This is a genomic window from Xanthomonas sp. NCPPB 3569 (assembly GCF_041475645.2).
Taxonomy (GTDB): domain Bacteria; phylum Pseudomonadota; class Gammaproteobacteria; order Xanthomonadales; family Xanthomonadaceae; genus Xanthomonas; species Xanthomonas phaseoli.
This window is the reverse complement of record NZ_CM192969.1, coordinates 2,427,526-2,451,503: the sequence shown is the minus strand read 5'-3', so window position 1 is coordinate 2,451,503 and position 23,978 is coordinate 2,427,526. Positions and strand designations below refer to the sequence as shown.

At 63.5% G+C, this 23,978-nt stretch carries 38 protein-coding genes and 1 pseudogene; 15 read left to right on the top strand and 24 right to left on the bottom strand.

Going from position 1 to position 23,978, the window contains the following annotated elements:
- The first annotated feature begins 169 nt into the window (after positions 1–169).
- The 3 genes from ACCQ03_RS10795 to ACCQ03_RS10785 all read left to right on the top strand — a co-directional run bounded on the left by ACCQ03_RS10795 (position 170) and on the right by ACCQ03_RS10785 (position 1,703).
- The gene (locus ACCQ03_RS10795) at positions 170–418 is read left to right on the top strand and encodes a hypothetical protein (RefSeq protein ID WP_039570443.1); all 249 of its coding nucleotides are present in this window, start codon (positions 170–172) and stop codon (positions 416–418) included.
- Positions 419–494: 76 nt separating this feature from the next.
- Positions 495–692, top strand: coding sequence for a hypothetical protein (locus ACCQ03_RS10790; RefSeq protein ID WP_209228048.1), 198 nt, complete (start codon positions 495–497; stop codon positions 690–692).
- Positions 693–731: 39 nt separating this feature from the next.
- A complete protein-coding gene (locus ACCQ03_RS10785; RefSeq protein WP_150147813.1) occupies positions 732–1,703 on the top strand; it encodes an IS5 family transposase in 972 nt (323 codons plus the stop codon).
- A 71-nt stretch (positions 1,704–1,774) separates the two neighbouring features.
- On the opposite strand, the gene ACCQ03_RS10780 is transcribed toward ACCQ03_RS10785, so the two are convergent.
- The 22 genes from ACCQ03_RS10780 to ACCQ03_RS10675 all read right to left on the bottom strand — a co-directional run bounded on the left by ACCQ03_RS10780 (position 1,775) and on the right by ACCQ03_RS10675 (position 15,523).
- Positions 1,775–3,256, bottom strand: coding sequence for a tyrosine-type recombinase/integrase (locus tag ACCQ03_RS10780; RefSeq protein WP_209226670.1), 1,482 nt, complete (start codon positions 3,254–3,256; stop codon positions 1,775–1,777).
- A 206-nt stretch (positions 3,257–3,462) separates the two neighbouring features.
- Positions 3,463–3,690, bottom strand: a complete 228-nt coding sequence (locus ACCQ03_RS10775) for a helix-turn-helix transcriptional regulator (RefSeq protein WP_209226666.1) — start codon at positions 3,688–3,690, stop codon at positions 3,463–3,465.
- On the bottom strand, positions 3,687–4,322 hold the full coding sequence (locus ACCQ03_RS10770; RefSeq protein ID WP_209226664.1) for a J domain-containing protein: 636 nt from the start codon (positions 4,320–4,322) through the stop codon (positions 3,687–3,689). The genes ACCQ03_RS10775 and ACCQ03_RS10770 overlap by 4 nt, the downstream gene beginning before the upstream one ends.
- Entirely contained in the window at positions 4,319–4,999 is a 681-nt protein-coding gene (locus ACCQ03_RS10765) for a hypothetical protein (protein ID WP_209226660.1), read from the bottom strand. The genes ACCQ03_RS10770 and ACCQ03_RS10765 overlap by 4 nt, the downstream gene beginning before the upstream one ends.
- Entirely contained in the window at positions 4,996–5,211 is a 216-nt protein-coding gene (locus tag ACCQ03_RS10760) for a hypothetical protein (RefSeq protein ID WP_209226658.1), read from the bottom strand. The genes ACCQ03_RS10765 and ACCQ03_RS10760 overlap by 4 nt, the downstream gene beginning before the upstream one ends.
- The gene (locus tag ACCQ03_RS10755; protein WP_209226655.1) at positions 5,208–7,721 is read right to left on the bottom strand and encodes a DNA methyltransferase; all 2,514 of its coding nucleotides are present in this window, start codon (positions 7,719–7,721) and stop codon (positions 5,208–5,210) included. The genes ACCQ03_RS10760 and ACCQ03_RS10755 overlap by 4 nt, the downstream gene beginning before the upstream one ends.
- Positions 7,714–7,869 carry a hypothetical protein gene (locus ACCQ03_RS10750; RefSeq protein ID WP_209226653.1) on the bottom strand — a complete coding sequence of 52 codons (156 nt, stop codon included), beginning with the start codon at positions 7,867–7,869 and terminating at the stop codon, positions 7,714–7,716. The genes ACCQ03_RS10755 and ACCQ03_RS10750 overlap by 8 nt, the downstream gene beginning before the upstream one ends.
- The gene (locus ACCQ03_RS10745) at positions 7,866–8,192 is read right to left on the bottom strand and encodes a hypothetical protein (RefSeq protein WP_209226651.1); all 327 of its coding nucleotides are present in this window, start codon (positions 8,190–8,192) and stop codon (positions 7,866–7,868) included. Before ACCQ03_RS10745 ends, ACCQ03_RS10750 begins: the two co-directional genes overlap by 4 nt.
- A complete protein-coding gene (locus ACCQ03_RS10740) occupies positions 8,192–8,449 on the bottom strand; it encodes a hypothetical protein (RefSeq protein ID WP_209226648.1) in 258 nt (85 codons plus the stop codon). Before ACCQ03_RS10740 ends, ACCQ03_RS10745 begins: the two co-directional genes overlap by 1 nt.
- Entirely contained in the window at positions 8,446–8,673 is a 228-nt protein-coding gene (locus ACCQ03_RS10735) for a hypothetical protein (RefSeq protein ID WP_244664057.1), read from the bottom strand. The genes ACCQ03_RS10740 and ACCQ03_RS10735 overlap by 4 nt, the downstream gene beginning before the upstream one ends.
- Positions 8,673–10,427 carry a lambda-exonuclease family protein gene (locus ACCQ03_RS10730; protein WP_209226643.1) on the bottom strand — a complete coding sequence of 585 codons (1,755 nt, stop codon included), beginning with the start codon at positions 10,425–10,427 and terminating at the stop codon, positions 8,673–8,675. Before ACCQ03_RS10730 ends, ACCQ03_RS10735 begins: the two co-directional genes overlap by 1 nt.
- Positions 10,428–10,429: 2 nt before the next feature.
- Positions 10,430–11,278: a hypothetical protein gene (locus ACCQ03_RS10725; protein WP_209226641.1), complete on the bottom strand. Its 849-nt coding sequence runs from the start codon at positions 11,276–11,278 to the stop codon at positions 10,430–10,432.
- A gap of 531 nt (positions 11,279–11,809) precedes the next feature.
- Complete coding sequence (locus ACCQ03_RS10720) at positions 11,810–12,088, bottom strand: KTSC domain-containing protein (RefSeq protein ID WP_209226638.1); 279 nt, start codon at positions 12,086–12,088, stop codon at positions 11,810–11,812.
- The gene (locus ACCQ03_RS10715) at positions 12,085–12,693 is read right to left on the bottom strand and encodes a hypothetical protein (RefSeq protein WP_209226635.1); all 609 of its coding nucleotides are present in this window, start codon (positions 12,691–12,693) and stop codon (positions 12,085–12,087) included. Before ACCQ03_RS10715 ends, ACCQ03_RS10720 begins: the two co-directional genes overlap by 4 nt.
- A gap of 38 nt (positions 12,694–12,731) precedes the next feature.
- Positions 12,732–12,986, bottom strand: a complete 255-nt coding sequence (locus ACCQ03_RS10710) for a hypothetical protein (protein WP_209228019.1) — start codon at positions 12,984–12,986, stop codon at positions 12,732–12,734.
- The gene (locus ACCQ03_RS10705; protein WP_280514366.1) at positions 12,983–13,105 is read right to left on the bottom strand and encodes a hypothetical protein; all 123 of its coding nucleotides are present in this window, start codon (positions 13,103–13,105) and stop codon (positions 12,983–12,985) included. The genes ACCQ03_RS10710 and ACCQ03_RS10705 overlap by 4 nt, the downstream gene beginning before the upstream one ends.
- Positions 13,105–13,320, bottom strand: coding sequence for a hypothetical protein (locus ACCQ03_RS10700; protein ID WP_126969031.1), 216 nt, complete (start codon positions 13,318–13,320; stop codon positions 13,105–13,107). The genes ACCQ03_RS10705 and ACCQ03_RS10700 overlap by 1 nt, the downstream gene beginning before the upstream one ends.
- Complete coding sequence (locus ACCQ03_RS10695; RefSeq protein ID WP_209226632.1) at positions 13,317–13,556, bottom strand: hypothetical protein; 240 nt, start codon at positions 13,554–13,556, stop codon at positions 13,317–13,319. The genes ACCQ03_RS10700 and ACCQ03_RS10695 overlap by 4 nt, the downstream gene beginning before the upstream one ends.
- Positions 13,553–13,774, bottom strand: a complete 222-nt coding sequence (locus ACCQ03_RS10690) for a hypothetical protein (RefSeq protein WP_209226631.1) — start codon at positions 13,772–13,774, stop codon at positions 13,553–13,555. Before ACCQ03_RS10690 ends, ACCQ03_RS10695 begins: the two co-directional genes overlap by 4 nt.
- On the bottom strand, positions 13,771–14,139 hold the full coding sequence (locus ACCQ03_RS10685; protein WP_209226628.1) for a hypothetical protein: 369 nt from the start codon (positions 14,137–14,139) through the stop codon (positions 13,771–13,773). The genes ACCQ03_RS10690 and ACCQ03_RS10685 overlap by 4 nt, the downstream gene beginning before the upstream one ends.
- 149 nt (positions 14,140–14,288) lie before the next feature.
- A complete protein-coding gene (locus tag ACCQ03_RS10680) occupies positions 14,289–14,741 on the bottom strand; it encodes a hypothetical protein (protein WP_209226623.1) in 453 nt (150 codons plus the stop codon).
- 89 nt (positions 14,742–14,830) lie between these two features.
- Positions 14,831–15,523, bottom strand: a complete 693-nt coding sequence (locus ACCQ03_RS10675) for a S24 family peptidase (protein ID WP_209226620.1) — start codon at positions 15,521–15,523, stop codon at positions 14,831–14,833.
- Positions 15,524–15,599: 76 nt separating this feature from the next.
- Here ACCQ03_RS10675 and ACCQ03_RS10670 point away from each other — a divergent pair, with 76 nt between their 5' ends.
- Positions 15,600–15,839 carry a hypothetical protein gene (locus ACCQ03_RS10670; protein WP_209226617.1) on the top strand — a complete coding sequence of 80 codons (240 nt, stop codon included), beginning with the start codon at positions 15,600–15,602 and terminating at the stop codon, positions 15,837–15,839.
- Between the two features lie 257 nt (positions 15,840–16,096).
- Here the strand turns inward: ACCQ03_RS10670 and ACCQ03_RS10665 are convergent, their stop codons facing one another.
- Entirely contained in the window at positions 16,097–16,402 is a 306-nt protein-coding gene (locus ACCQ03_RS10665; RefSeq protein ID WP_209226614.1) for a hypothetical protein, read from the bottom strand.
- Positions 16,403–16,515: 113 nt separating this feature from the next.
- Between ACCQ03_RS10665 and ACCQ03_RS10660 the strand changes: the two genes are divergently transcribed.
- The 5 genes and pseudogenes from ACCQ03_RS10660 (at position 16,516) to ACCQ03_RS10640 (ending at position 20,546) form a co-directional block, all read left to right on the top strand.
- On the top strand, positions 16,516–17,154 hold the full coding sequence (locus ACCQ03_RS10660; protein WP_244664058.1) for a phage regulatory CII family protein: 639 nt from the start codon (positions 16,516–16,518) through the stop codon (positions 17,152–17,154).
- Complete coding sequence (locus ACCQ03_RS10655; protein WP_209226611.1) at positions 17,151–17,342, top strand: hypothetical protein; 192 nt, start codon at positions 17,151–17,153, stop codon at positions 17,340–17,342. The genes ACCQ03_RS10660 and ACCQ03_RS10655 overlap by 4 nt, the downstream gene beginning before the upstream one ends.
- Positions 17,339–18,415 (top strand): helix-turn-helix domain-containing protein, encoded by a 1,077-nt coding sequence (locus ACCQ03_RS10650; protein WP_209226609.1) that lies wholly within the window; start codon positions 17,339–17,341, stop codon positions 18,413–18,415. Before ACCQ03_RS10655 ends, ACCQ03_RS10650 begins: the two co-directional genes overlap by 4 nt.
- A 23-nt stretch (positions 18,416–18,438) precedes the next feature.
- Positions 18,439–19,794 (top strand): annotated as a pseudogene (gene dnaB, locus ACCQ03_RS10645) (replicative DNA helicase); the annotation flags it as partial.
- 110 nt (positions 19,795–19,904) lie between these two features.
- Positions 19,905–20,546, top strand: a complete 642-nt coding sequence (locus tag ACCQ03_RS10640) for a hypothetical protein (RefSeq protein ID WP_209226606.1) — start codon at positions 19,905–19,907, stop codon at positions 20,544–20,546.
- A 2-nt stretch (positions 20,547–20,548) separates the two neighbouring features.
- Here the strand turns inward: ACCQ03_RS10640 and ACCQ03_RS10635 are convergent, their stop codons facing one another.
- Complete coding sequence (locus ACCQ03_RS10635) at positions 20,549–21,073, bottom strand: hypothetical protein (RefSeq protein ID WP_209226605.1); 525 nt, start codon at positions 21,071–21,073, stop codon at positions 20,549–20,551.
- Positions 21,074–21,144: 71 nt separating this feature from the next.
- Here ACCQ03_RS10635 and ACCQ03_RS10630 point away from each other — a divergent pair, with 71 nt between their 5' ends.
- From ACCQ03_RS10630 to ACCQ03_RS10605, 6 genes are read left to right on the top strand one after another with little or no spacing between them, the layout of a single operon-like run.
- Positions 21,145–21,540 (top strand): hypothetical protein, encoded by a 396-nt coding sequence (locus ACCQ03_RS10630; RefSeq protein WP_209226603.1) that lies wholly within the window; start codon positions 21,145–21,147, stop codon positions 21,538–21,540.
- Positions 21,537–21,710 carry a hypothetical protein gene (locus ACCQ03_RS10625; RefSeq protein ID WP_209226601.1) on the top strand — a complete coding sequence of 58 codons (174 nt, stop codon included), beginning with the start codon at positions 21,537–21,539 and terminating at the stop codon, positions 21,708–21,710. Before ACCQ03_RS10630 ends, ACCQ03_RS10625 begins: the two co-directional genes overlap by 4 nt.
- Positions 21,707–21,928 carry a hypothetical protein gene (locus tag ACCQ03_RS10620; protein WP_209226600.1) on the top strand — a complete coding sequence of 74 codons (222 nt, stop codon included), beginning with the start codon at positions 21,707–21,709 and terminating at the stop codon, positions 21,926–21,928. Before ACCQ03_RS10625 ends, ACCQ03_RS10620 begins: the two co-directional genes overlap by 4 nt.
- Positions 21,925–22,446, top strand: a complete 522-nt coding sequence (locus ACCQ03_RS10615; protein ID WP_209226598.1) for a RuvC family protein — start codon at positions 21,925–21,927, stop codon at positions 22,444–22,446. Before ACCQ03_RS10620 ends, ACCQ03_RS10615 begins: the two co-directional genes overlap by 4 nt.
- Positions 22,443–22,691 (top strand): hypothetical protein, encoded by a 249-nt coding sequence (locus ACCQ03_RS10610; protein ID WP_064508840.1) that lies wholly within the window; start codon positions 22,443–22,445, stop codon positions 22,689–22,691. Before ACCQ03_RS10615 ends, ACCQ03_RS10610 begins: the two co-directional genes overlap by 4 nt.
- Positions 22,681–23,226, top strand: a complete 546-nt coding sequence (locus tag ACCQ03_RS10605; protein ID WP_209226596.1) for a hypothetical protein — start codon at positions 22,681–22,683, stop codon at positions 23,224–23,226. The genes ACCQ03_RS10610 and ACCQ03_RS10605 overlap by 11 nt, the downstream gene beginning before the upstream one ends.
- Positions 23,227–23,978: the final 752 nt, after the last annotated feature.

Below are 23,978 nucleotides of genomic sequence, written 5' to 3'. Positions count from 1 at the left end.
TCTTTTGGTCAACACCGCGTTCCCCGGCACGATTGTCTGGTCGAGGTCGATGCAAGTCGCGTGCCTACGCTCCACTTCGCTTTGCCGAGTCAGCTGGCAGACGGCGCATTGCCCCCGGCCGCAGCATCGTGACGGTATGCTGGCAAGCAGTCACCGAAAAGGGCGCCCATTGGTCATTTTTCTAGGCAATTACCAGCTCACCTGTCATGCCGCCAAAGGCGATACCCCCGCCCATGGCTGGGTTGCCGGCTGGGATATCGCACAGATCGGCATTGGCCGTGGCGCGAACCTGGCAGGCGCTGCGCTGTCGTCGACCTTTCCTGACCATCGCAGCGCCATGGCCGCCGCCCGCATTGCCGGCATGGTCACGCTGGAAGCCATGCACGCCAAGGCGCAAGAACAGCGCGAGCACGCCTGAGCAAGGTGCTGACGGCTGGCACGCGATTTGCTCTGGTCTGATCAGGGCGCTGTCGAGCGTCCCTGGAGCAAGTGCAATGGAAGAGCCCAACAAAAGCGCCCTGGTGCTGCTGCAATTGGAAGCCAGCGCGTTGCTGGCCTTATTCGATCAACTCCGCGGTGATGCCGTTCCGCGGTGCGCAGACGCCGGAGGACTTGCAGACGCGGTCGACGGTCACCAAGCGCACGAACACGCAGTGCACGTCACTAGGGAAACTCTGAACAATCCATCGTGATCTGCCACAATCGATCAACGACCCGAGTAGACGATTTCGATGCAGCTGACCTTCGGCGACGCGGAGTACAACGGCAAGCGCAAGCGGACGCGGCGTGAGGTGTTCTTGGCCGAGATGGACCAGGTCGTGCCGTGGAAGGACCTGCTGGCGCTGATCGAGCCGCACTACCCGAAGTCGGGGCAGCCGGGGCGACAGCCGTATCGGCTGGAGACCATGCTGCGCATCCACTTTTTGCAGCAGTGGTATGCACTGAGCGATCCATCGGCGGAAGAAGCGCTGTACGACACGGTGTCGATGCGCCGTTTCGCCAAGATCGGCGGGCTGGATGAGGTGCCGGACGAGACGACGATTCTCAACTTCCGCCATCTGTTGGAGCAGCACGATTTGGCGCGCAAGCTGTTCAATCGGGTCAACGCGCACCTGTCGCGCAAGGGGCAGAGCTTGCGCGGCGGGACGATCGTGGACGCCACGATCATCGCTGCGCCCAGCTCGACCAAGAACAAGGATGGCGAGCGCGATCCGGAGATGCACCAAACCAAGAAGGGCAACCAGTACTACTTCGGGATGAAGGCGCACATCGGGGTGGACGATGACTCCGGGCTGGTGCACCACGTGGAGTGCACGGCGGCCAACGTGGCCGATATCACACAAGCGCACAAGCTGCTGCACGGCAAGGAGGACACGCTGTGCGCGGACAGCGGCTACACCGGGCTTGAGAAACGCGAGGAGATGAAGCGCAAGCGCAAACTGCGCTACCTGATCGCGGAGAAGCCCTCGAAGCTGAAGCAGATTAAGAACAAGCGCGAACTGAAGTTGGCCAAGCGCTGGGAGCACACAAAAGCCAGCCTGCGTGCAAAGGTGGAACACCCGTTTCGGGTGATCAAGCGCCAGTTTGGCTACGTCAAGGTGCGCTATCGCGGTTTGGCGAAGAACACCGCACAGATGCTGATGCTGTTTGCGCTGTCGAATCTGTGGCTGAAGCGCAAAGAGTTCATTACCGCCGCGGGGTAGGTGCGCCCGTAATCGGGACGATACCCCGAAAAAGCGCCAAAAACGGCGAAAAACCGAGGATCTGAGCGCGGTCACCGCGACCGATATGGCTTACCACATCCTCCGATCGCGTTGTTCAGACCTTCCTTAGGCTGATAAGCTGGGAAATTGACGGGTGGGCCGAACTTCTCCAAGGCTTGCAAACGGGCTGGAACCGTGGGCGGATCAACATAATGTTTCAGCCCAGGTGGGAGCGTCAGATCATGCCCTGTAATCTGCTGAGTGGTCATCACCGAAACACCATGCTCATTGATCAACGCATTGGAAAGGGTGTGGCGAAAGCAATGAAAGCTTTTGAGTCGTTGCATCAATCCGCATTTCTTAGCATAAGTCCGGAATTGGTCGCCCAATGCATCCCCGTAGCCATGTTCACTGTGATACGGCAGATGGGGAAACAGTCTGTCAAAGCCAGCTGCCTTGACCTCATCGTGATAGACCGAAATTCCTGCTTCAATCAACGCAGAGGGGAGGGGCACAAAGCGGGAAGAATGCGCATTTTTCAAGCGCTGATCGGCTCGTGCTGCACGAATATGGATCCCCCAATGCCCTCCCACTTGATCAATATCATCCACATAAAGTTGCGCAACTTCATTGATGCGGGCACCTGTGGTCAGTCCCAACAAAGTGCCGAACCAACGATGGGGATACTTCGAAGCCCACATTTTAAATTTTGAAGGCTCAAACAATGCGTTGAGTTCTTCTTTTGAAAATGGATTGCGACTTGGCTCATCTGTGGTGGCTTTTGACCGATTAATAATAGCCTTGTGAGGGGCTTTGCTGATTAGGTCTTCGCTGGCCAATGCATTAAAAAATGCAGCCAAACGGTCCCGATGCTTTTCCTTCGTGCGCATCCCAAGCTTGGCGTAACCGCCTTTTTTGGCTTTCTTCAAAATGTCAGCAGGAGCCAATCCTGCAAACGCTGCCTTCTTGCTCGCGTTGCTGGGATAGTGCTCGATGGCTTCTAGGAAGCTCCGCACATCATCCGCTTTGTAGTCTTCAACAGGCTTGTCACCAACCAACGCAACGAACAGCCCCAAGCTGTATTCGGTGTCAAAGATGTTGGTCGCACTTCGAGCAACCCGTTTCATTTCACGAACATGGATGGCTGCGCGTTCAGAAAACAAAGGCCCAGCTTTCTTCGCCACTTCTGTGGAAGAGGGAAGTGGAAGATTTTTTAGCGCTTCGAGCAATCGAGCATGATCTTCGGCCCCATCAGCAGACAGCTCCATGCCACCAACTTTGATGGTGTAGGGGCGAGCTTCGTTCCCTTGCAGAGCAGCCAAAGCTTGGCTCAGCAAATCGTCCTTCATGCTGCTTGCTCCCTGCCGCATCCGATCGAATGCTTCGGAGAGTGCCACAGCCGTTCGAGCTACGGCCAGACGTGCAGCATCACCAAGGGCCAAGCGAACGGGACGGACGAGGTAGCGTGAGCCGATGAGGGCTTGGAGGTCGGTCGGGACGAAGAAGCGCACATAGAGCCCAGCAGGGCGACGCAGAAAATAAGGCTTGGGCACGGGGTTTGATACCTCGTTTGATACCTAGACCAGGCTCAAATCGATCATCAAACCCCGGGCCGAACCTTCGCGAAATCAAGCACTTACTGCTCTTTTCCGCGATCAGATGGTGAGGTGGGCTCTACCCTTAATTCGACGTAACTCGTTGAATCGCAAAGCGCTAGGCCAGCCGCTGGTTGCTTGATGCCCCCACAGATACCCCCAGCTCATGCGGCCTTGTCGCGAGCGGCCACTTGTTCCTCCATCCACTCGTCGATCTCGGACTCTACCCAGACCGATATCGATCCAAGGGGGACGTGGGCGGGAAATTGCTTCAGCCGGATCTTGGCATAGACCGTCGACTTGGACAGGCCGGTGCGGCTCATCACGTCGCGGATCCTCAGAAATCGGCGGGGCGCAGGTATTGGGGCCGGGGTGTTTGTCGTGTCGCTCATCGTGAGGTCTCCTGCTGGTATGCGTGCCATGCGCGCTGCACGCGCCGAAACTCGGTTGCATCGCCGCCGGGGCGGTCCGGGTGGTGTTGCGAGCGCAGCCGGCGGTAGCTGCCCTCGGGGTCTGCGGGGTCGAGCACTTCGCGCCAGGACGGCGCCACCGGCGCGGGCAGGGCGGAGAAGCCGGCGAACGCGCGCTCCAGAATTGCAGCACCGCCGTGGCGCTCGATCGCGCGCATCGCATCCAGGGTTGCGGCTACCGCCGCCAGGTTGTCGGCCACGCGGTCATAGCGATCGATAGCCATGCACTTGGGCGGCTGCGTCCTGTCGTAGCGATCCAGCCAGTAGACGGCCACGCCAGGGTCGGCCGGCTCGCGCTGGTTTGATCGCGGCAGGCCATCGAGGCGCAGCTCGAGGTTGGTGCTGATCACCAGGTCGTCATCGTCTATACCCATGCGCTGCAGCTCGCGGCGCACGCGATCGACACCCTCGGCGATGGTCAGCTCCCGGCCGTAGTCCCAGCCGCCGCCCGCGCGGGCGCGAGAGGCTTTGCCGAACCGGGCTTTATCACGCACGCCACCGGGTGTGCGCTTCCAGCCTGCCGGCCAGGCCAGAGGGGATGCGGGAATGGTCACGGCTGCACCTCGCCTGCCGGCTTGGCCTGCTGGTCGGCCTGGGCAGCGGCTGCAATGGCCGCATCGATTGCCGCATCGGCATCCTCGCCGTTCGCAAACTGGCCGCGGCTCTCCGAACTCGGGATCGCGATGCGCGGCGTGCCGTATGGGCCGCCCTCGACGGGTTGGTCACGCAGATAGCGGTAGCGCGCTGCGTCGATGTCAGCCGCTGCCGGCTGGGGGTGGGCGGCGAGGGCGCGGCGGAGGTTCGTCAGCGGAGTTTGCAGTTCGCTCGCCGCATGCCTGTTGTAGTAGAAGCAACCGTCGTTCCACTCCCCATTCTTCTCGACTGCATCGGCAAGCGACATCGCTTCGCGCAGCACATCCGGTGGCACAGCAGCGGGCGCGGGCGGGGCGGTGTAAAGCGCGCGATGCTCCACGTCCATGAAAGGCGCAGGCTCGGAACAGTACCGGCCATTTTCCCATGTGTCCCAAGCGCCGCCCGTTATCCGGCTGCGCCACTGCCACGCCACCGGCTCCTGCCCCACCGGCTGGCGGGCGGCGATAAGCTTTCCCTGTTCCACGCCTTCGAAGTATGCAGCGCGCTCACCATCAGTGCGTCGGCGCAATTCAACGCTGCCCTCAACCGCCATCGCATCGCCCTGCAACTGTCCGGAATTGCCAGATTGTTCGCTCATGCTGATTTCTCCGTATTCGCCAAGGCGGCGCGCATCTGGTCGGCACTGCCCTGGCAGGTGTTGATGAGGTCTGCGCACATCGCGCGCAAAGCGTGGTTCTCGGCGGTGACCCGCTCGATGTGGTCGGCGGCCATGGCCAGCTGCTGACGCAGCAGATCCTTTGCAGGCTGCTTCATCCGGCGCGGCTCGCGCGGGAACAGCTGCGGCTTCATGCGGCCTTGTCCTGCTGCAGGTCGATGGTCGCGAACAGATCCGGCATGGCGATTTCGCGCTCGGCCGCCTGCAGGTACCGCACGCCGTCCATGAAATAGGCGGTGGACAGCTCGGCGGCGCGGCCCTGGCGCCCCAACTTCAATGCGCGGTAGGGCACAGTGAACAGGCCGCCGAACGGGTCGAACACCAGCTCGCCTGCATTGCTGAAACGCTGGATCAGCCGATCGACGATGTCGAACTGCAGTGGGCAGATGTGGTTTTCCAGGCCGCGCCGGGTCTGCTCGCCGTTGAGCGTCAGCATGCGGTTGACGTCGTGCCAAACGTCCGGGTCATGGCTGCCGGGCGCCAGCGACATGAAGGTTGAGGGCAGCGCGCCGCGAGCCTCCAGCTCCTCGCCGATGCGCACGTGGGTTTCGAAGTCGTAGACCTCGCGCAGGCTGTACTCGGTGAACAGCTTGGCCAGCTTATCCGGGCCCAGCTGCGCCAGCTCTTCAGCCGTGAGCTGCCGGCGGCCGCTCGAGCGCCAGAACGCATGCGCATCGACCTGCCAGCGCGCCCGCGTGTAATCCGACTTTTGCTTGCGCACCGGCTCGTCGGCGTAGCCGCGGCTGCGATCGGTCTGCGGCTTGTGCAGCAGCACAATGTACTCGGGCGACCCGACGCCCATCTTCGTGCCGTCCTTGCACTGCTCCGACCAGCCCAGGCGGTAGGTCTGGTTGTTCTCGCGCACCACGTCGGTCACGACCGTGATGAGGCCCATATAGTCGAAGCCGTGGGACCGATAGTGGAAGATCGCCTCCGCGTGGAACGGGCTGACCGTCGGCACGCCGGCGCCGGTCACTGCGCCGAATTGGATCCGGTCCTTTACGTGGATGGCCGCGATCCGGCCAGGCTTGAGGATCCGCAGCAGCTGCGTGCTGAGATGATCCATCTGCGCCCAGAAGTGCGCGTTGTCGTCGGTGTGGCCGAAGTCGTTGTAGCTCGGGCTGTATTCGTAGTGGTTGGCGAACGGGATCCAGGTCACGATCAGGTCGACGCTGTCGTCGGCCATGCCGCGCGTCTCCATCACGCAATCGTTGTTCGCGACTGTCCAGCGGGTACCGCTGGCCTCGATGCGATCCACGCCGATTGAGCGCTGCAGCACCTGCGCCATGGCAGCCTCGCTGAGGCCGTATTCCCTGATGATCTCGCTCATTTTCTCTACCATCTCCTCGTGACGCGTCCACTTCGCTTGCAGGCTGGCCAGCACCTCGCGCTCGCTCTCGGCGTAGACGATCCACACCTCCACCGGGTGCGCCTGCTGGTACCGCTGGATGCGGTGAATGGACTGGATGAAGTCGTTGAACTTGAAGCCGATGCCGGCATATACCGACAGGTGGCAATGCCGTTGGAAGTTGCAGCCGCTGCCGGCGATCACTGGCTTGGCCGACAGGATCGGGATCACGCCTTCGCTGAAGTCGATCACCGCCTGTTCGCGCTCATCGAGCTCTTGGTCGCCGTAGATGCTGACCGCCGCCGGGATAGCAGCTTGCAGCGCATGCCGCTCTGCCTCGAGGTCGTGCCAGATCAGCCAATGCTCGTCCGGCCTGGCGCCGACTACCTGCTGCACGGCAGCCACACGCGCGCCGAGCGTGTCGCGCTTTTCCTTCGCGGCATCCTTCAGTCCCATTGCGGCGTCTCGGAACAGCTTGCCCTGGCCGTCGCGCTCGGCGCCGGCGCTGGCGTGGTCCACCGGCACCTCGACGTAGTGAACCGTCAGCTCCGGCAGGTCATAGCCTTCGTCGCTGTAGCCCAGGTCGGATGGCTTCTGCAGGAACAGCGCCCAGCTCGCCACCCACAGCCAGAATTCGCGCTCCTTGTGCGGATACAGGGTGAGGTTATTGGCCTGGGTGCTGTCGCGCTTGAACCAGCGGGTGAGGGCCTGGCCCGTGTCCATCACGCCCAGGAAGCCGGCGTAATGGATCAGTTCCTTGTAGCGGTTCGGGCTTGGCGTTGCCGTGGCGACGAACCGGTACCGGACCTCATCGAACAGGGTCAGGAACTGCTGATAGGTCTTCGATCCGAAGCTGCGCAGCACCGATGCCTCATCGAGGCTGGCCGCGGTGAAGAGGTTGGGATCGAGCTTGCCGTCTCGCACGCTCTCGTAATTGGTCAGGTGGATGCCATCGAAGTTCGAATCCACCTCGGCGCTGGTGCGCACGAAGCGCGTGTCCAGCCCGAGCTTGCCGGCGTCGCGGCGAAACTCCTGCCGCACGCCCAGCGGCACCACGATTCCAACGGCGCCGCCGGCATGCGCGCGCGCCAGCCGCATGATCTCCAGCTGCTGCATGCTCTTGCCGAGGCCGAATCGCTGGAAGAGGGCGCGGCGCCCGCCGGAGCATGCCCATACGACGCTGTCGCGCTGGTGCGGCTTGAGGAGCGGGTGCACGTCGTCGGGCGATACGTCGAACCCAAGAGACGGCGCGACGCGCACCTTTCGCTCCAGGAACTCGCGGTAGGGATCAGCCACCGCGCGCCTCCCGCTGCGCTTCGTCGCGCAGTTCCTGCAGTGCCTGCACGTGCGTCAGCCGCACCAGCTCGTCGGCCTTTCCGGCCTCGCGTGCGCGAGCCAGTGCCCATTCCAGTGCGGCGAGGCGGTCATGCGGGTGCATGGTCATGCGGGTTGCTCCAAGAGATCGGCCAAGGCTTTGCCGTGGCGCCGTGTAGCTGCGTGGTGGTGGCGGTCGTAGTGCAGATGGCAGCGCTGGCACCAGGCGCGCAGGTTCGTGTCGTCGCAGTTCTCGGGGACGTGATCAAGGTGGCCGATGGTGATTACGACGCGGCTGCCCGTTTCCGGATGCGGCTCGTGGTTGGCCGCCCTGCAGTTCGGATGATCCGGCGATCCTTCGCAGCAGTTCCCGGCGCGCGCGAGGATGCGCGGCCGGATCTCCGTCTTCCAATTGCTGGGGTAGCGGGCACGGTTTGCGGGCAGGATCGGCATTACGCGGCAACTCCCATAGCGGCCAGGTCGATCTCGTCCACGCGATCGCGCAGCTGCCGGCGCGCGCGGCGCAGCTGCTTGGCGACGTAGGACGGCTCGTCCTTGGCGGTGAAGGTCAGCGCATGCATGTGGAGCGCGCAGGTGTGATCGCGGCGGAACATGCGCCAGGTGATGAAGGCGCCGTCGCTGGTCGGGAAGCGGCCCCAGGAGAAGCCGCCGTTGCGCTTCGGTGCGCGGCGAGAGTGCTGTCGGTTCAAGCGGCATTCCTCAGCAGGTGGGTGCGCCGCACTGGGCCATGCCACAGCGCAGCGACGTTGTTGAGCCGGATCTGCTCGGGATCCCGGCGGATCGGTGCGAGCCTTGTCTGCGCCCGCTTGATGTCGTTCCGGCAGGGCGCGCAGACGCTGACGACGCGACCGCCCTGCGTCGGGAACTGGCATTCGCGCAGGCGCCGCGCGCAGCTGGTGCAGGTGCGCAACATCAGGCGGCCTGCTGATAGCTGGTCGTGGCGGCCCGCGCGAACACCTGCTGCATAGCGGTGAACATCGCCGGCAGCTGCGCGGAGTCGTACAGCTTCGAGGCGCGCTCAGTGGTCACCGGCAGGAAGCCCAGCTGCGCCAGGCCATCGGCAGTGATCGTCAGCGGCGCGATCTTGGCGTTGATGTCGCCGAGCTTGATGCGCACGACCGGCGCTTGCGCGGCCAAAGGCTTCGCCGGCTGCGAGAGAGCGGGGGAGAGAGCAGCAGGTGCAGCCGCAACCGGTGCCGGCGCCGACACGGCCGCGGATGGCACAGCGGTGGCGCGTCGTGCCAGCTCGGCGACCGCTTCGGCTAGGCGTTGCGCCTCCTCGCGTTCCTGCTGTTCGCGCGCCAGCTTGTCGGTCTCTTCCTGGCGGATCTTCTCGCGCTGCGCTTCCAGCCGCTGCTCTTCGACGCGCTTCTGTTCCGTGATGCGCGCGGTGATCAGGTTGCGCAGATCCTCCGGCGACTTCGTGGCACACAGCTGCACGCGGTCATGGAACAGGCCGGCGAAAGTACCCATCTCCATTTCCAGCACGCGCACGTTGGCGCGCACGCGCTCGGCCTGCTGGCTGGCGGCGATCTTGGCGTTGGCGGCAGCGGCGCCGACTGCGTCCTGCATGCTGCTGATCGACTTCTTGCCCTTGATCACCGCGCCGATGTCGGCCGCCAGCGTTACCGGTACCGCCAGCGCATGCGCATCGAGTCCCGCATTGATCGACGCATAGTGCTCCCGCACCGACTGCACGCCGTTGGCGACGATCTGGCTGCGGCGGTTGTCCTTCTCGACCTTTACCAGCTTGTCCAGCTCCAGGCGCACGCGGCGCGCTTCGGCGGCCACGTCGTCCATCGTCCGGAACACCGCGTCGATGTCGGCGGTCTGGCCCAGGATCTGCTGCTTCGTTGCCTCCAGCCGCTCCTCGACGCCCTTGCACCACTTCACGGTCTGCTCTGCATTGGCGAAGTCGTCGTCGGTTTGCAGCTCGCGGTTGATCCCGCTCAGCACAGCCATGGCCGATGCCTTGAACTCAGCGAGGTTGGACGCGGTTACCATGCCGGTCACGGCGATGTGCAGCGACGGCAGCGTATCCGGAGCGCGGCCGCTGGCTACCGGTTCCGCTTTTTCGACATGCTCGTAGGCGGCGACATCGGCCTCGAACTGCTCCCAGCCGGCGCTGACGCGTGCGCGCAACTCGGGATCCGGCGTGTACCAGCAGTGGCGCTCCTCGACCAGCTCATCGCCGCGCCACTTCGAGGCCATGAACAGCACTCGCGCCGCGCCGGAGACCATCGCCTGGTGCTCCATCTGGACCTGATAGACCAGCGGCAGATCTGCGCCCGTGCAACCGTCGACCATGGCGCGCCGTAGGTCGTCGTTGAGGCTCTTATGCTCGAACGCGGTTTCTTCGAGCAGGGTCAGGCCGTCGAAGCTGGCCGAGTACTTCCCCTCTTCGCCGACGCATGGGTACAGATCCTCGCCGATGATCTGTTCGGCGATGGAGCGCGCGAGGGCTTCGTAGCGGTGGCCATCGGCGAAGCGCTGGAGCGTGGCGTCGTCGTGTTCCTCACCAACGCCGGTAGCGACTTCGCGCACCAGCTGCGCGCGCGTCTTGTACGGGCTGCAGCCGAGCATCGCCGGCGCGTCGCTGGCATTGAGGTGGGTAGCGCGGTGGGCATGCCATTCCGGCGTGCCCTGGATCAGGTTGACGGTCTTCATGCTCAGCGCTCCACCGCGGTCTGGGTGATGCCGCCGGCAGCGGCTGCGACGTCGCTCTGGGTCTCGCCCTCGTCGGTCGGCGGGTTGCGGATCTCCTCCAGCTGCTTCGCGGTGAAGCGCGCGCGGGTCTGCAACATCGCGATCAGGTCGTCGGCGGTCTTCTTGCCGCTGGCGACGATGTCCCACCACTTCGGCAGGTTCGCGGAGAAGTCGGCTTCCGAGTACAGCGGCAGCTGCTGTTCCGCGTGGCCCTCGATCGCCGCGCGTGCCGGCTCAGCGCCAGCAAAGCCCGTCGGCTGGATATCCATGATCTCTTCGGCGATCGCCATGCCGCGTAGCACGTCGGTGAACACGTCACGAAGTGCGAACGCGCGGGCGCGCATCTGGCGCATGCGCTTCGGGTACTGCGTCCAGGGGCCTTGCTTGCCGACCAGGCCAGCCTTCTTGGCATCCTCCATGCTGAAGGTCACCAGAGTCTCCTTCTCGCCCTTCCGCTTCACCTTGCAATGAGCCGTCTCGTTGGCATCCCATTCCTCAACGAACTCGCAGACAGGAGAGTTGCGAACCAGTGCGAGCACAGCATCACCCCACAGCGCGGCCCGGCCGTTGATGACCGCGATGTTTTGCAGTGCCTGCAGCGGCTTCAAACCCAGCTCTGCACCCCATTGCATGGCGATGAGGCAATTCGCGGGTTTGCCCTTGAAGTCCTTCGGGACCAGGTCGCTGTCGGCGAGGTAATCGGCAAAGGTCAGCGCTTGCTCGAACGTCTGCGGGCTGAGGTCGAACTGTTGGCGCGGCTGCGTGGCAACTGCACCCTGTTGGTTTTGCGGAATGACGGCTACGTTGCTCACTGCAATCTCCTGCCGGCGGCGCCGGCGTGTTGTCGATGGGTGGAGGGGGCCGGTGGTGTGATTCCGGCGGCGGCTTACCAGATATCCGCCTCAGTCGTGCCATTGCTTTCGGCAATTTGCTGGTGTCACGTTTGAGCGAGTCACTACTTCGCTTTTCCCTCCATAGCGGAGCGGCCTCGTCTTCGATACGACAGACAGGAACGCTCGTTGATCGCAGGCCGCTCCGCTATGGATAGGTGCCGGGTACGTCTCCGGCGCGGGGCTCTCACCGCCGTGTTGCCCAGGGAAGACAAGGTTCATGGCACCTTGCCGACCGTGTTCCCTTGCTGTGCTTTTACGTCCAACGAAACTACCCAAGGGCTTCCAGACGGCCGGTCTTTCCCGACTGCATAGGCTTTTGCCTTCCGCTCCTTCTTGCGCACGTATCGGCGGTGCGGGCGGTTCCCTTCCTGCCTTTAACGTCTGACCTTCGAGGGTCAATGCGCGGTGCGATCGCGTCCGTGGACACCTGCCACGGATCAGGGTTCGGGATCAGGCCGCGTCGGCGAGCGGGCGGTCTTCCACCTTGCGATAGGGCCAGCGCACCGGGTCTGCCTTGATCACCTTGTTGAAGTGGCCACCCTTGGATTCGGCCGCCTGCAGCGCGGCGTAGTCCTCGGCGGTCACGTTGTCGTAGTGGTAGAGCGATGTCGCTTCGCCCTTCCAGCTCTTGAAACGCACGGCCAGCGTCTGGCTGGCGGCGTCGTGGCCTATCGCCGCGATCTGGCGGCTTTCGACGTCCTGCAGCGCGATATGCAGAGGCGCGTTCATGCGGCAGCCTTCTGGCCGGCTTCGGCCAAGCGTGCGAGTTCGGCAGCGGCTGCGGCCGAGTCCTGCGCATCGAGCGTGTCGCTGCCTTCGGCCAGATCCTCGGCAACAGTGCCGGCGCGCTTCGGCGCGATCAGCGTCAGCAGCACGTCCTCGCGGATCAGCGCTTCCGACAGCTCGGCAAGCTCCTGCGGCTCGACCTCGGCCGATGCGGTGAACGACATGGCCAGGCTGCCGCCTTCCTTCGGCTCGATCACGAAGCGCTTCAGCTTCACGTCGACCAGCACAATCGGGTTGCCGGCTTGCAGCAGGCCGTCCAGGTGCATCTCGAAGCCGGTGAATTCGTGGCTCAGCTTCAACGGCTCCAGCGCCGGATGCTTCACCGCGGTCAGACCGTCGCCGCCGATCTGCGGCAAATCTTGCTGCTCGCCCTTCGCCGGCTTGCGGAACAGGTCATGGCGCAGGGTGGGGTCGAACGAATCGAGCGCTTCGTTGCTGACGCTCAGCACGAACTTGATGTCGGCGGCCAGCTGACGTTCCTCGCCATGGCGCTGGATGCGCTGGTTGACGTTGGCGATGGACGCCTCGTGTTTATCGAGTTGAAACATTGGAACCTCGTCGGGTTGTGCCGGCGCGCCGGCGGGGATCAACGGACGCCGCGGCGCGGCTGTTTGGTAAAGGAAATGGAGGGGTCGACAGCCGGCGGCGGCTCGGCGCGGTGCGCACGTGCTCGGGCATTGCTCCAACTCTGGGGCAGGTGCAGCGACAGCACGAAGCCGACAACCAGCACCGCCGAGCAGATGCCGTGCGCGTTCCGGATGTAGGCGAACAGCGCCAGCGCGGCCAGGAACAGCACTGACGCACACAGCCACGCAAAGCCGGCGTAGCTGCGGCCAATCACGAGAACACCACCTGCGCCAGCAGCGTCAAAACTGAGCCGATGGCCATGCAAATCAGGGCGAACGGCACGTCCTCGCGCAGCACGTGGCGCTGAAATTCCTTCTGGTCCATCTTGTCCATCACGCAGCCTCCGGGCCGTCGCCGAACGCGGTCGCAGACTCGTCAGGCTCGCGAACGTGCTGCGATGCCTGCACGCGTAGAGGGCGCAGGTTGTCGGGTCGGAAGGTCCGGGCCAGCTGGCCAGCTACCACCGGGCCGTAGCCGCGCTCCGTGGCAATGGCGCGCACCAAATCGGCGCCGCGGGCAGAAACAGGGAAGGGGATGACGGCGCTCATGCGGCACCGCCAACGCGGGCCAGGGCAGCGGTAAGCCGATCAACCGCGGCTCGGTAGTCCCGGAGCGGGGCGGCTCGCAAGCGCGCAAGCCCCTCAATCCCTGACGCTGCTTCGATCAGCTCGGCCACTGCAGCGCGGGCATTCGTCAGTGCATTGGCAGCTTCGTATGCGCCCCATTCGCGCTCACCAGCGATCACAGAATCCATCACCGCCAGCACATTGACAGGGGCGCTCATGCCTCTTCCTCCATCTCGAAGCCATGAGAAGCCAGCTCTGCTTTCCCAGCACGCAGCTCGCGCGCATAGCCGTCCTCGCGCTCATGTGCTCGCGTGATGGTGTCGACCACCGATCCGTCCGGGCGCGTGATGGTTCGGCCGCCGCGAGCACACCGGTCAATCGAGTAGCCGAGGTGATCCCAGATGCCGTTCGGTCCGCACTGCGGGATGGTCTTCATGCAGCCACCCGCCATGGCATCGCGGCGACCGGCGCCGGCTTGGCTTCGTAAACCGCCAGGTAGTGTTGCACCGCCTCGATGCGCGAGCAGTCCACGTCGTCCATGCGGCCGCTGATCAGCTGAGATAGGTAGTCGGCGACGGCGATGCGCAGGATCTCGGCGGCAGCGGCGTCGTTGCCATCTGCAATATGGCCGGCCATGAGGCCCAGCTGCTCGTCGGTCAGTTCGCCAAGCGCTTCGCTGAGCACGTGGCCAGAGCGGTGCAGGGCGCCAGCCAGGACGTCGGCGCGCTCGTCCGACAGCTCGTGCCGGCTGCAGGTCGCGCAGCCGCATTGCGGGTGGTACGGGTGGCGGGTGCTGGACATCTACGTTCTCCGTCGCACGTCCCCGGTGGGATCCGGGGAGTTCGTTGCGATGGAGGTAGATCACCAAACGGTAATTTTATGTCAATACCAGATGGTAATTATTTTTGACATAGGAAAGTCGGCTGCGGTGATGGCTCCAGGCCCAACTCTTACAGCGCGGGCTCGATGCTGGACTCACCTTCGAGCACGGTGTGGATGCGGTAGGAGCGGGTTTGCCCTGGATCGACCATGATCTCAAGGCTGTGGCTGCGCGCGACCTGGCGCTCTTCGCTATTAACCCCGCAAAGACCCCGGCCGCCAACCGATCGAGAAGTAATAACGTGCCGCCCTGCGCTCAGAGCTATTGATGCGCGCTCGCCAGCGTTGAGGTGCGCAGCAGGCTTGCCATCTATGTAAAGCCCCAAGAGACAGCCGGCTCCGACCATGCCAATGTCGCGGATAACAGAAATCGAACCCGTAGGTTCTGCCTGGGCGCCAAAGTCAAATAACCGATCAGCAGACACATCTCTAATCTGATCTGCCCGTGGTTGCTTCGTCGGTTGAAGGCAACCGGACAGCAAAGCACCTACTAGTACGCCTATCGCGATCAGACCAATCTTCATGCAACCCCCATCTTATGTGGACGGCTACCGTTGGCCATCCGTTGAGCAGCGATCAATGGCAACAAGGCTGCAATCCCCTGGCAGGCCTGTTAGAACCTGCGAAATCCGGCGTGTACGAGCGCTTTTCCACGAACCGCAAGATCGGTTGGATCGCAGCGCCACTCTTTGAATTCAGGATTCGCGCTCACTACATACAAACCATCGCTTCGCTTTTGCAGCATCTTGATCTGTGTCTCACCGTCGTAGCTGATCAGGTAATAGTCGTCGCCGTCGAAGTAGTCGATTGACGTGTCGATCCATACGATGTCGCCATCTTCAATCTTGGGGCGCATTGATGGTCCGCGCCCAGTGATGATTTGGATTCGCCCAGGTTTCGGGAGAAAGCCGAGCTTTCGGCGAACCTCCCATTCGGCCACCTCCATGACCTTCATAACCTCTGGGAAATCCTGGTTCACCACCCCTTGCCCCATCCCTGCTGCTCCTTCAAAAAGCTGGAGGCGAAGGTATCCCGAAGGGGTCTCAGCAGCTAAGACAGTAGAGGCCGCAGCGGTTGCAGTTGAGTCACTGTCGAGATAGCCGCTTGGCATGCCGGCAGCCTGCTCGAGCGACCTAGCTTTTTTCTCACCGAATGACTTCTTTCCATTCAGCAGGCCGGAAAGCTCGCCTTGATTGATGCTGACAGCAGCCACGAAGGATGCCTGCACACCGGCGTGGCGGTCATCGATCCAGGCGCGCAGGCGGGCGCGGCGCAGCGCAACGATGGTGGGGTCTGTCGAGGTCATAGCCGATTTTCCCTTACCTATCGGTAATTGACCAAAAGGTATTGACTCAGAATTACCAAAAAGTAATATTTGGCGCATGGACACTCTGCGCAGCTACCTCACGACCTTGACCCCAGCCGAGCAGGCCGACTACGCCGTTCGCGCTGGCACTTCCATTGGCTATCTCCGCAAGGCGATGAGCAAAGGCCAGCGCTTCGATGGCGGCCTGGTGCGCCAGCTGCACGTTCAGAGCCAGGGGGCTGTCTCTCTGACCGAACTGCGGCCCGACATCTGGCCGCCCGCCACCCCCGACGCCGAGGTGGCCGATGCTGCCTGACCGCTTTAATCCCCGGCTGTGGGTGCGCGACTGGCTGTTGAAGCCGAATGCATCGGAGGGCGTGAGCGGCACGAAGCTGCCTGACCGCATCGTGCTCACTACAGAGCGTTTTGCACTGGTCGACCTCAATGCCCATGGCAATCCTAAGCCGCATGCATACGGCATCCCCACCATCGCCTTTGATCGTGACGCGACTGGCCGAATTTTCTGCACGGGTCTATCTAGCTCAAGTGCCGAAGGCGGCAGAGCGACTGAAGTCAGTGCTGCTCGGGTGCCTGGAACCCAAGGCGCGCATTGTTCAACAGAGCAACGAACTCCTGAGCCACTCGACGATGTTCGGAGATCGTCGTCTCCGGAAGGTCGCTCTGCAGCATTTCGGCGAGCGCTCGCTCGTTTGCTTGCGCGAGCCTTTCCATGAGGACTTGCGTGGAGTTGTCCCTGTCCAAGGCGAACTGGAATAGCACCTGGTGTAGGGCGTTCGTGCGCCCGATCAGGATGTCCAGCTCCTGACGATGCGCGCCGGCTTCCCGCTCCAATCTCTCGATTCGCGCTTCTAAGTCCATGTTGCCCTCCTTGCGGGCTGTTCGTGTGGAAACAGCAGCCTACCGCAAGGGGGGCGACGCCTCTCCTGTCCACGTCTCAACCCTTCCGTAGCAGTCGAACGTCCATCCGTTCGTTGACCCACCGCAGCGCGAACACGCTGCCTTTCCACCGAATGATCGTCGTGACATTCGGCGCCCGTTTCCTCGCTGCTCTGAGCCGTCTCTGTAGTGCGTCCATGGCGCACATCTTGGCCAGGGCGGTCGCCAAATATTACGTTCAGGTACCCAGCCCGATGCACATCGCCGACGCAGCACATAAAACCGTTCTCGACTATCCCGGTGGCAGCGTGGCCCTGGCCACACGCCTCATCTCTACCAATGACCGCGGCGAAGAGAAGCCAATGTCTGCGGCGGTTCTGCGCAGCAAGGTCAATCCCAATACCCGCACGCACCATCTGACCTTGACCGAGGCCAGCGAGATCATGGGGCTGACGGGCGACCACCGCATCCTGCATGCCCTGGCCGCCGAGCACGGCTACACGGTCGTGCTGACTGATGTTCCCGAAGCAGGTTCGCTCGTTGCCGCGCTGATCGATGCTGGCGAGATCAAGGGGAAGCTGTGCCAGATCATTGGCGACGCATTAGATGACGGCCGCATCACCGCCAATGAAGCACTGGCCATCGGCGGAATCTGCGGCGACCTGCAGGCGATTGCAGCGCAGATTGCCCGGCATGCCAGTGCAGCCGTGGATCGGGCGAGGGCTGCGGCATGATCCAGCAGCTGATCGAAGACTGGAAGCGCGAGCGCCGTATCCGTCGCATTGCTAGGGCTATGCGTGCCGCCACCGTTGCCGGTAAGCGGAACCTGGCGCGTGCCTACTGGCTCGACATGAAGCGCGAATGCGAGAGCCGCAGCTCGGGCCAGATAAAGCGCATGGAGCGGGCAGGGCGTTTGGCATGAGCACGCTGATCATGTCCCAGTGCTGGCCGATGCAGATGCCGCCGACCCCCAAGGCAGTTCTGATCTCCCTCGCAGACAATGCGAACGATCAGGGCCACTGCTGGCCGTCCATACCCACCATCGCCGAACGCACTTGCTTCAGCGAGCGGGCTGTCCAAAGTGCGATCCGCTGGCTTGAGGGTAACGGCGTCCTTACCACTGACAGATCAAACGGTCGACATACGCGGTACTGGCTCACACCCGGATCGTTCACTGGGACGTCCGCTCGCGAGGCCCACTACGTCTATCGCATAACGCATCTTCCCACGGGGCGCTTCTATGTCGGAAGCCGCACCTGTGCCTGCGCACCGGAGGCCGATGTCTATTTCGGGTCGGGAGCGCACTCTGCATGGCTCGCCAGCGAGAAGGATTCCTGCAAGCGTGAAATCTTGGCGGAGTACGCCACGCGCCTAGAGGCGAATCGGGCCGAGACACAGCTTCTTGAGAACGTCGTCGGCAACAAATTGTGCCTCAACCAGCGGGTGACGAACCCCGCAAACGCTGGCGGAAACCACAGCACCTCCCTCGCCCCGCAGGAGATGCACCCCGCAGGAGATGCACCCTTACCCCCGCAGGAGATGCGCAAACCCCCGCAGCACGTGCACCAACCCCCGCAGCACGTGCACCAACCCCCGCAGGAGATGCCGTCTAACCGTAAAGAACCTACAAGAAACAGCAGCGAAGCATCCGCCAGTGCTTCGCCGAAGACGCGCATGCAGACCTTCGACAGCTGGAACGCATCGCTCGGTGACGAGGACGCAATCCGTGCTGACGACCCGGTTTTCGCCTGGGCGGACAAAGCAGCAATCCCCGAGGAGTTCATCGAGCTGGCGTGGTTGTCGTTTGCGGACCGATACAGCGGAGACGCCAAGCGCTATGCGGACTGGCGTGCAGTCTTCCGCAACGCGGTGCGCGGCAACTGGCAGAAGATTTGGTTCCTGCATCCTGCGACCGGCTACACGCTGACCACCATCGGCGAGCAGTACCGCCGTGTGCGCGACGCTGAGGCGCAAGCAGGGAAGGTGGCGGCATGAGCATGCATGACGACATCGAGCGCATGGCCGCCGAATACGGCACAGAGCGCGGCGACCGCGCCGATCGCCTTCAACAATTTCGCATTCCGCCTCACAGCGTGGAAGCCGAACAGGCGGTGCTAGGCGGCCTGATGCTGGTCAATCGCGCATGGGACGACATTGCCGACCTGGTCGAAGAGGGCGACTTCTACCGCCGCGACCACCTGCTGATGTTTCGGGCCATTCGCGAGATGGCCATCGCACAGCCGCGCCGTCCGTTCGATGTGGTAACGCTGGGCGATTGGTTCGAGGCCCAGGGGCTGCTCGACCAGGTGGGCGAGGGCGCGTATCTGATCGAGCTCGCAAACACGACGCCGTCGGCGGCCAACATCCGCGCCTATGCGGAGATCGTCGCGGACAAGGCGCGGCTGCGCCGCCTGATCCAGGTCGGCACCGATATCGCCAACGCCGGTTTCAACCCGGAGGGGCAAAGCAGCATCGAGCTGATCGGCTCCGCGCAGTCGCGCATTGGCTCGCTGATGGACAGCCAGCCTTGCGAACTCGAAGCGGTGGCGCCGGTGATGGATCGGGTGTTCGAGCGCCTGGGCGAGCGCTCCCGCGAGGGCGGCGGCATCCACGGCATCACCACCAGCATCGACGACCTGGACACGCTGCTGGGTGGCTTGAAGCCGGGCGGCCTGTACGTGCTGGCGGCGCGCCCGAAGATGGGCAAGACCACGCTGGCGCAGAACATTGCCGAGCACGTCGCGCTCAATCTGCGCAAAGCGGTCGCGGTCTTCAGCTTCGAGATGCAGGCCGAGGAGCTGGGCGACCGAATGCTGGCGTCGGTCGGCGGCATCGACGGCCACCGGATCCGTTCTGGTGATCTGGACGACGTGGACTGGACCAACGTCACCAGCGCGATGCGCAAGCTGCGCGCAGCTGACATCTTCGTCAGCCGGCCACGCCGCGCACGCGTCGAGCACGTCAGCTCACAGGCGCGCCGGCAGCACGCCCGCAAGCCGCTGGGCCTGATCGTCATCGACTACCTGCAGCTGATGGAGATCCAGGGCGACAACCGCGCCAATGGCGTCGGCGATATCAGCCGCGGCCTGAAGCTGCTCGCTGGTGAGCTTGGCGTGCCGGTGCTGCTGCTTTCGCAGCTCAACCGCAAGCTGGAGGACCGACCGGACAAGCGCCCGCAGCCTGCGGATCTGCGCGACTCCGGATCGATCGAGCAGGACGCCGATGCGGTGATCTTCATCTACCGCGACGAGGTCTATCACCGCGATAGCCGCTGGAAGGGCACGGCCGAGCTGCTTGTTCCGCTGCAGCGCAGCGGTCCTCCTGGTGAGGTTCGCGTGCTCTACATGCCCGAGCGCTTCAAGTTTCAGAACCTGCCCGAGTACTGGCAGCCGCCACCGATCGAAAGCGATGACGGCAAGCCGGTCCCGCGCTCGCGCGGCTTCCGCAACCTCAAGCCGCGCGCGCCGCGTCAGGACGTCGACGCATGACCATGACAGCTGCAGCAAAGAAAATCCGCGCCAAACGAGCATCGCGCCCCATCTACGCGCTGATAGAGCGCGTGGTGGTAATGGAAACCGGCGAGGAGCGGCTGGCCATGCTCGCCGAGCACCCGGTCGACCGCGAGCTGATGAAGCAGCGCGGCTATCGGCGCGGCCAGGAGGTTCGGCTGGAAATCAAGGCGCCGCGCGACGCTTGGCGGCACCGGCTACTGCACAAGATCGGGCAGCTGATGGTCGAGAACGTCGAGGGCTGGGAAGGCCTGGACAGCCACGAGGCGATCAAGCAGTTGCAGCGCGAGGCGAACGTATGCTGCGAGCAAATCGACATGGACGCCACGCCGGTCGTCGCCGCGGTGCTGGCCGCGTCAGATGCAGCCTTCGGCCCTGGTGCCGCGAAGATGCTGCGTGAAGTCCTGCCCAGGATCGAAACGATCCCGGTCACCGTGGCGCGGTCGCTGGCGTTCGACTCGATGGATGAGGACGAGTTCCGCCGGCTGTTTGAAGGCATCACTCGCCACATCGGCAGCGCTTACGCGCACGTGCTGATCAACGACGTGCTGGCCGAGTTCTGGCTCATGGCGAACGGGCAGGGCACGCAGCCGGCTCCGGCACGGAGGGCTGCGTGATGTCAGCTTGCATGCCGAACGTCGAGCGCGCATCGACTCAAGATCGCGCGGGTGGCAGTGAGCTCTTCAATCTGCCGCCTCTGGTCCTCTTTTTGCAACATGCCGACAGCGCTCATGGTTCTAACGTGGTGCCAAGAGTTAGCAAATCGATTAAGTGCTTGGAGAGCATCCGAAACTGGAGGCAGCAAGGCGTAGTCGGGCAGCTGGTCAAATCGCACGAACGCGAAGGCCTCCTTAACACCTGCTGGAAAGTCGAGCAGTGGCTGCAAGTAGCGATTTTGCGTTTCGTCGTATTGATTAAGCGCGAGTGTCGACATTTGCAGCTCCACGGTTGCGCTAGCGTTCTCCACCAGGCGGATGTAGTCCGCGCGAACCTTCCTGTCTCGAGATCTTTGTTGCCATGTCGGAATAAAGCCGGCAGCGAATATTGCAGCTGCCGCAAGGAAGGCCTGTGCCCAAGCAGCCCATACCTCCGGCTTGAGGCACGGAGCTTCGAGGATCCAGGGGCAGTAGGTCGGGTCGGCCATGACGGTCCTTTTGAGCTACGCGCATCGTGCCCCGCAGCAGGTGGGCAGGCAAGCGCAAGGGCTGAAAGCTGATGCGTCGCGCAATCAAAGCAGCCGCCAGATCCGAGCAGGCCTATCAGGACGCCGCGCGCGCACTCGGCTGCGTCGTCTGCCGCTGGCGCATCGCCGCTGGCTTGCAGCGCGCCATCCAGTGCGGCCACACAGAAATTCACCACCGCAATCTCGGCGACCTTCATGGCCAGAAGCAGATCGGCCAGCACGCAGTTGTCGCGCTCGGAGCCTGGCACCACGACGGCGACCAGATACCCGGCATGACCCGCGACCGCATGCGCGAGGTCTTCGGACCCAGTTTCAAGCACCACGCACGTGAGTTCCGCGCCTGGACGTTCGACGTCCTGGGCGGCCGCGGCACTGAAGCCTGGCAGGACTACCAGGACCAACTACTCAACATCACGAGGGCAGCATGAACCAGCATCAATACGAACAGGCAGTGGACACCGGCCGCCGCGTTCGCCAGGCCGGCAAGAAGCGCGAACAGTCGCCCATGTACGGCATGGGCAAAGATGGCCAGCTGCAGCGTGAAGCATGGCGCGAAGGCTGGGACGCCGAGGATCAGAGCCGGAGACAGGCGGCATGAGCACCACTCCGATCCGGTTCGAGGGCAAAGTGTTCGGGAGCGTGGCGGAGTTCGCTGCTGCCTATCCGGCATACGCTCGCTGCATCGATTCCATCCGCGATGGCGCGGAAACGATCGCGGAGGTGGAGCGCCGCGTCGCCGCCGGCAAGCAGAAGGCGTTCGCCAGTACGCGAGCTCGTGCACAGATGGCGTACGCACTGAAGACGGGTGCCCGATGACCCTGCGCGTGACGTTTGGCATTGACCCCGGCATGTCCGGCGCCGTGGCCGCGCTGATCGATGGTGAGGCCGGTCCGATCCTCGACATGCCGACGATGACGGTCGGCAAGAAGCAGGAAGTGGATGCACGCGCGATCGCGGTCTTCATTCGCGAGATCCGCAGCCAGCATCCCGGAGCGGTGTTCGCCGGCTGCGTGGAGCGGGTGCGCGCGATGCCGCCCAAGGACGGCCGGCAGGCCGGAGCGCAGTCGTCGATGAACTTCGGCGAGAGCTACGCCAAGGCGAAAGCGGTGCTCGAGGTGATGGGCATCCCCTTCAGCCTGGCCGAGCCGCAGAGCTGGAAGCGCCATTTCGGGCTGATCGGTCAGGACAAAGACGCGTCGCGGCAGCTGGCCATCCGCAGGTTCCCGTCCGCCGCGTCGCAGCTGCAGCGCAAGAAGGACGACGGCCGCGCCGAGGCGCTGCTGCTGGCGCTGTGGCACGTGCAGAAGACGCAGCCAGGAGCCCTGGCTGCATGACGCTCAACCCGACCAACCTGAGCCGGCCGGAGGCCTATTACGAGAAGCTGCTGCGGAAGCGTTACGCCGCAGCGGTGCGCAAGCGTGGGCTGTGCGCCTTCTGCAGCTGCCGGGACCGCACGCTGGGGATCGTGCACTGCAAAGGCAACGAGGGCCGGCAGATGGGGATGTGCCAGGACGACGGCAGGCTGCCCCAGTTCCGGCTGGATGATGAAACGTTGGAGGAATTTCGCCATGCGGCGTAATGAGGATCCGCTGCTCGATGAGCTGCGCCGCTGGGGATATGCCCACGCAAACCGATACACCTACAGCCGCGCCGACCGTAGCCGGCACGTGCTGGAGAACGCCAAGGACTATGCGCCCAAGACTGTCGAGCAGGCATTCTGCGAGCTGGTCGAGCGCGATGGCCGGCAGCGCAGGCGCTTCATGGCAGAGCAGGCTGGACTGAAAGGCCTGGACGAGATCCCGTCCTGGGCAGTCGATCCGATCCGGGCAACGAACGACGCCGACCGGCCGCACGACAATTCGGAGGTCGCCATCGACATCGGTATTCCCGACGACCTGCGCTGGATAGACCGCGCGTTGGCTTCGATGTCACGCCAGTTCCCGCTACGCGTGCTGGTGATGCGCACTGAGTTCACCGTGGCTGCGAGCCAAGCGGTGAAGGCGAGAATAGCGGGGGAGCAATATGGGGGGGCGCTGACGCTACGCCAGTATCGTTATGAGCTGACCAAGGCGGTGGACAATCTGAGAGGCGCGCATGCCCACCGCGCTGCATAAGTCCCGGCGCGGTGACCTGTCGCGCCGGGGTGCAGCTTATTGGGCCAGGAGGAGCAAGATCGCAGGCACCAGCCTGATCAACTTGCTCAGGTCCACCTGGACCTCGAACTGGATCTTAATCATGTCGGGATTCCCGGCACGAGCGATCCAGGGGTACCCCGGGACCGCGTTGGCGATCTCGGCTTTATTTATCGTCGCGTTGCTACGACGTCGGTTCTGCGCGTGCACACGCCATTCCGAATTCGAACCATTGTTTGCAGTTATCCCAAGTCCCCAGTCGAACCTGAGTCCCTCAGGGCGAGTGGGTCGACATGGGGCCGCTCACGCCGGCCCATTGAGCAGCCGCTAAGCCACCCTCGGGCACCCCGCTAAGGGGCCCTGGCCAAGTTGTTCGGCACCGCCGCTTGGCTTGTTCTCGAGAATACCTATATGGCGATCTACCGCAAGGCTTGACACGTGACGTCACCAATCTGCATGATTTGGGTACTGTCAAAAGTTCCCCCTAAAACCCGGCCAAGCGCCGGGTTTTCGCGTGTCTGCGGGTCCAGACGAGCCAAACGGGGGCTTATCTGGGGTAAGCACTGGAACCTGCCGGTGGCCCGCGTCAGTTCGCCCGATCCCCTCGCCAGATCAAGCAATGCGACCCGCTGGAGCGCGGGACGGGCATCTATTCGTGTTTGCTGCGCCGCCAACCGGCTGCGCGGCAGCCTGCCGGCGTCGTCGTGAGACGCCCGGGAATCGGCTGTGTAAGG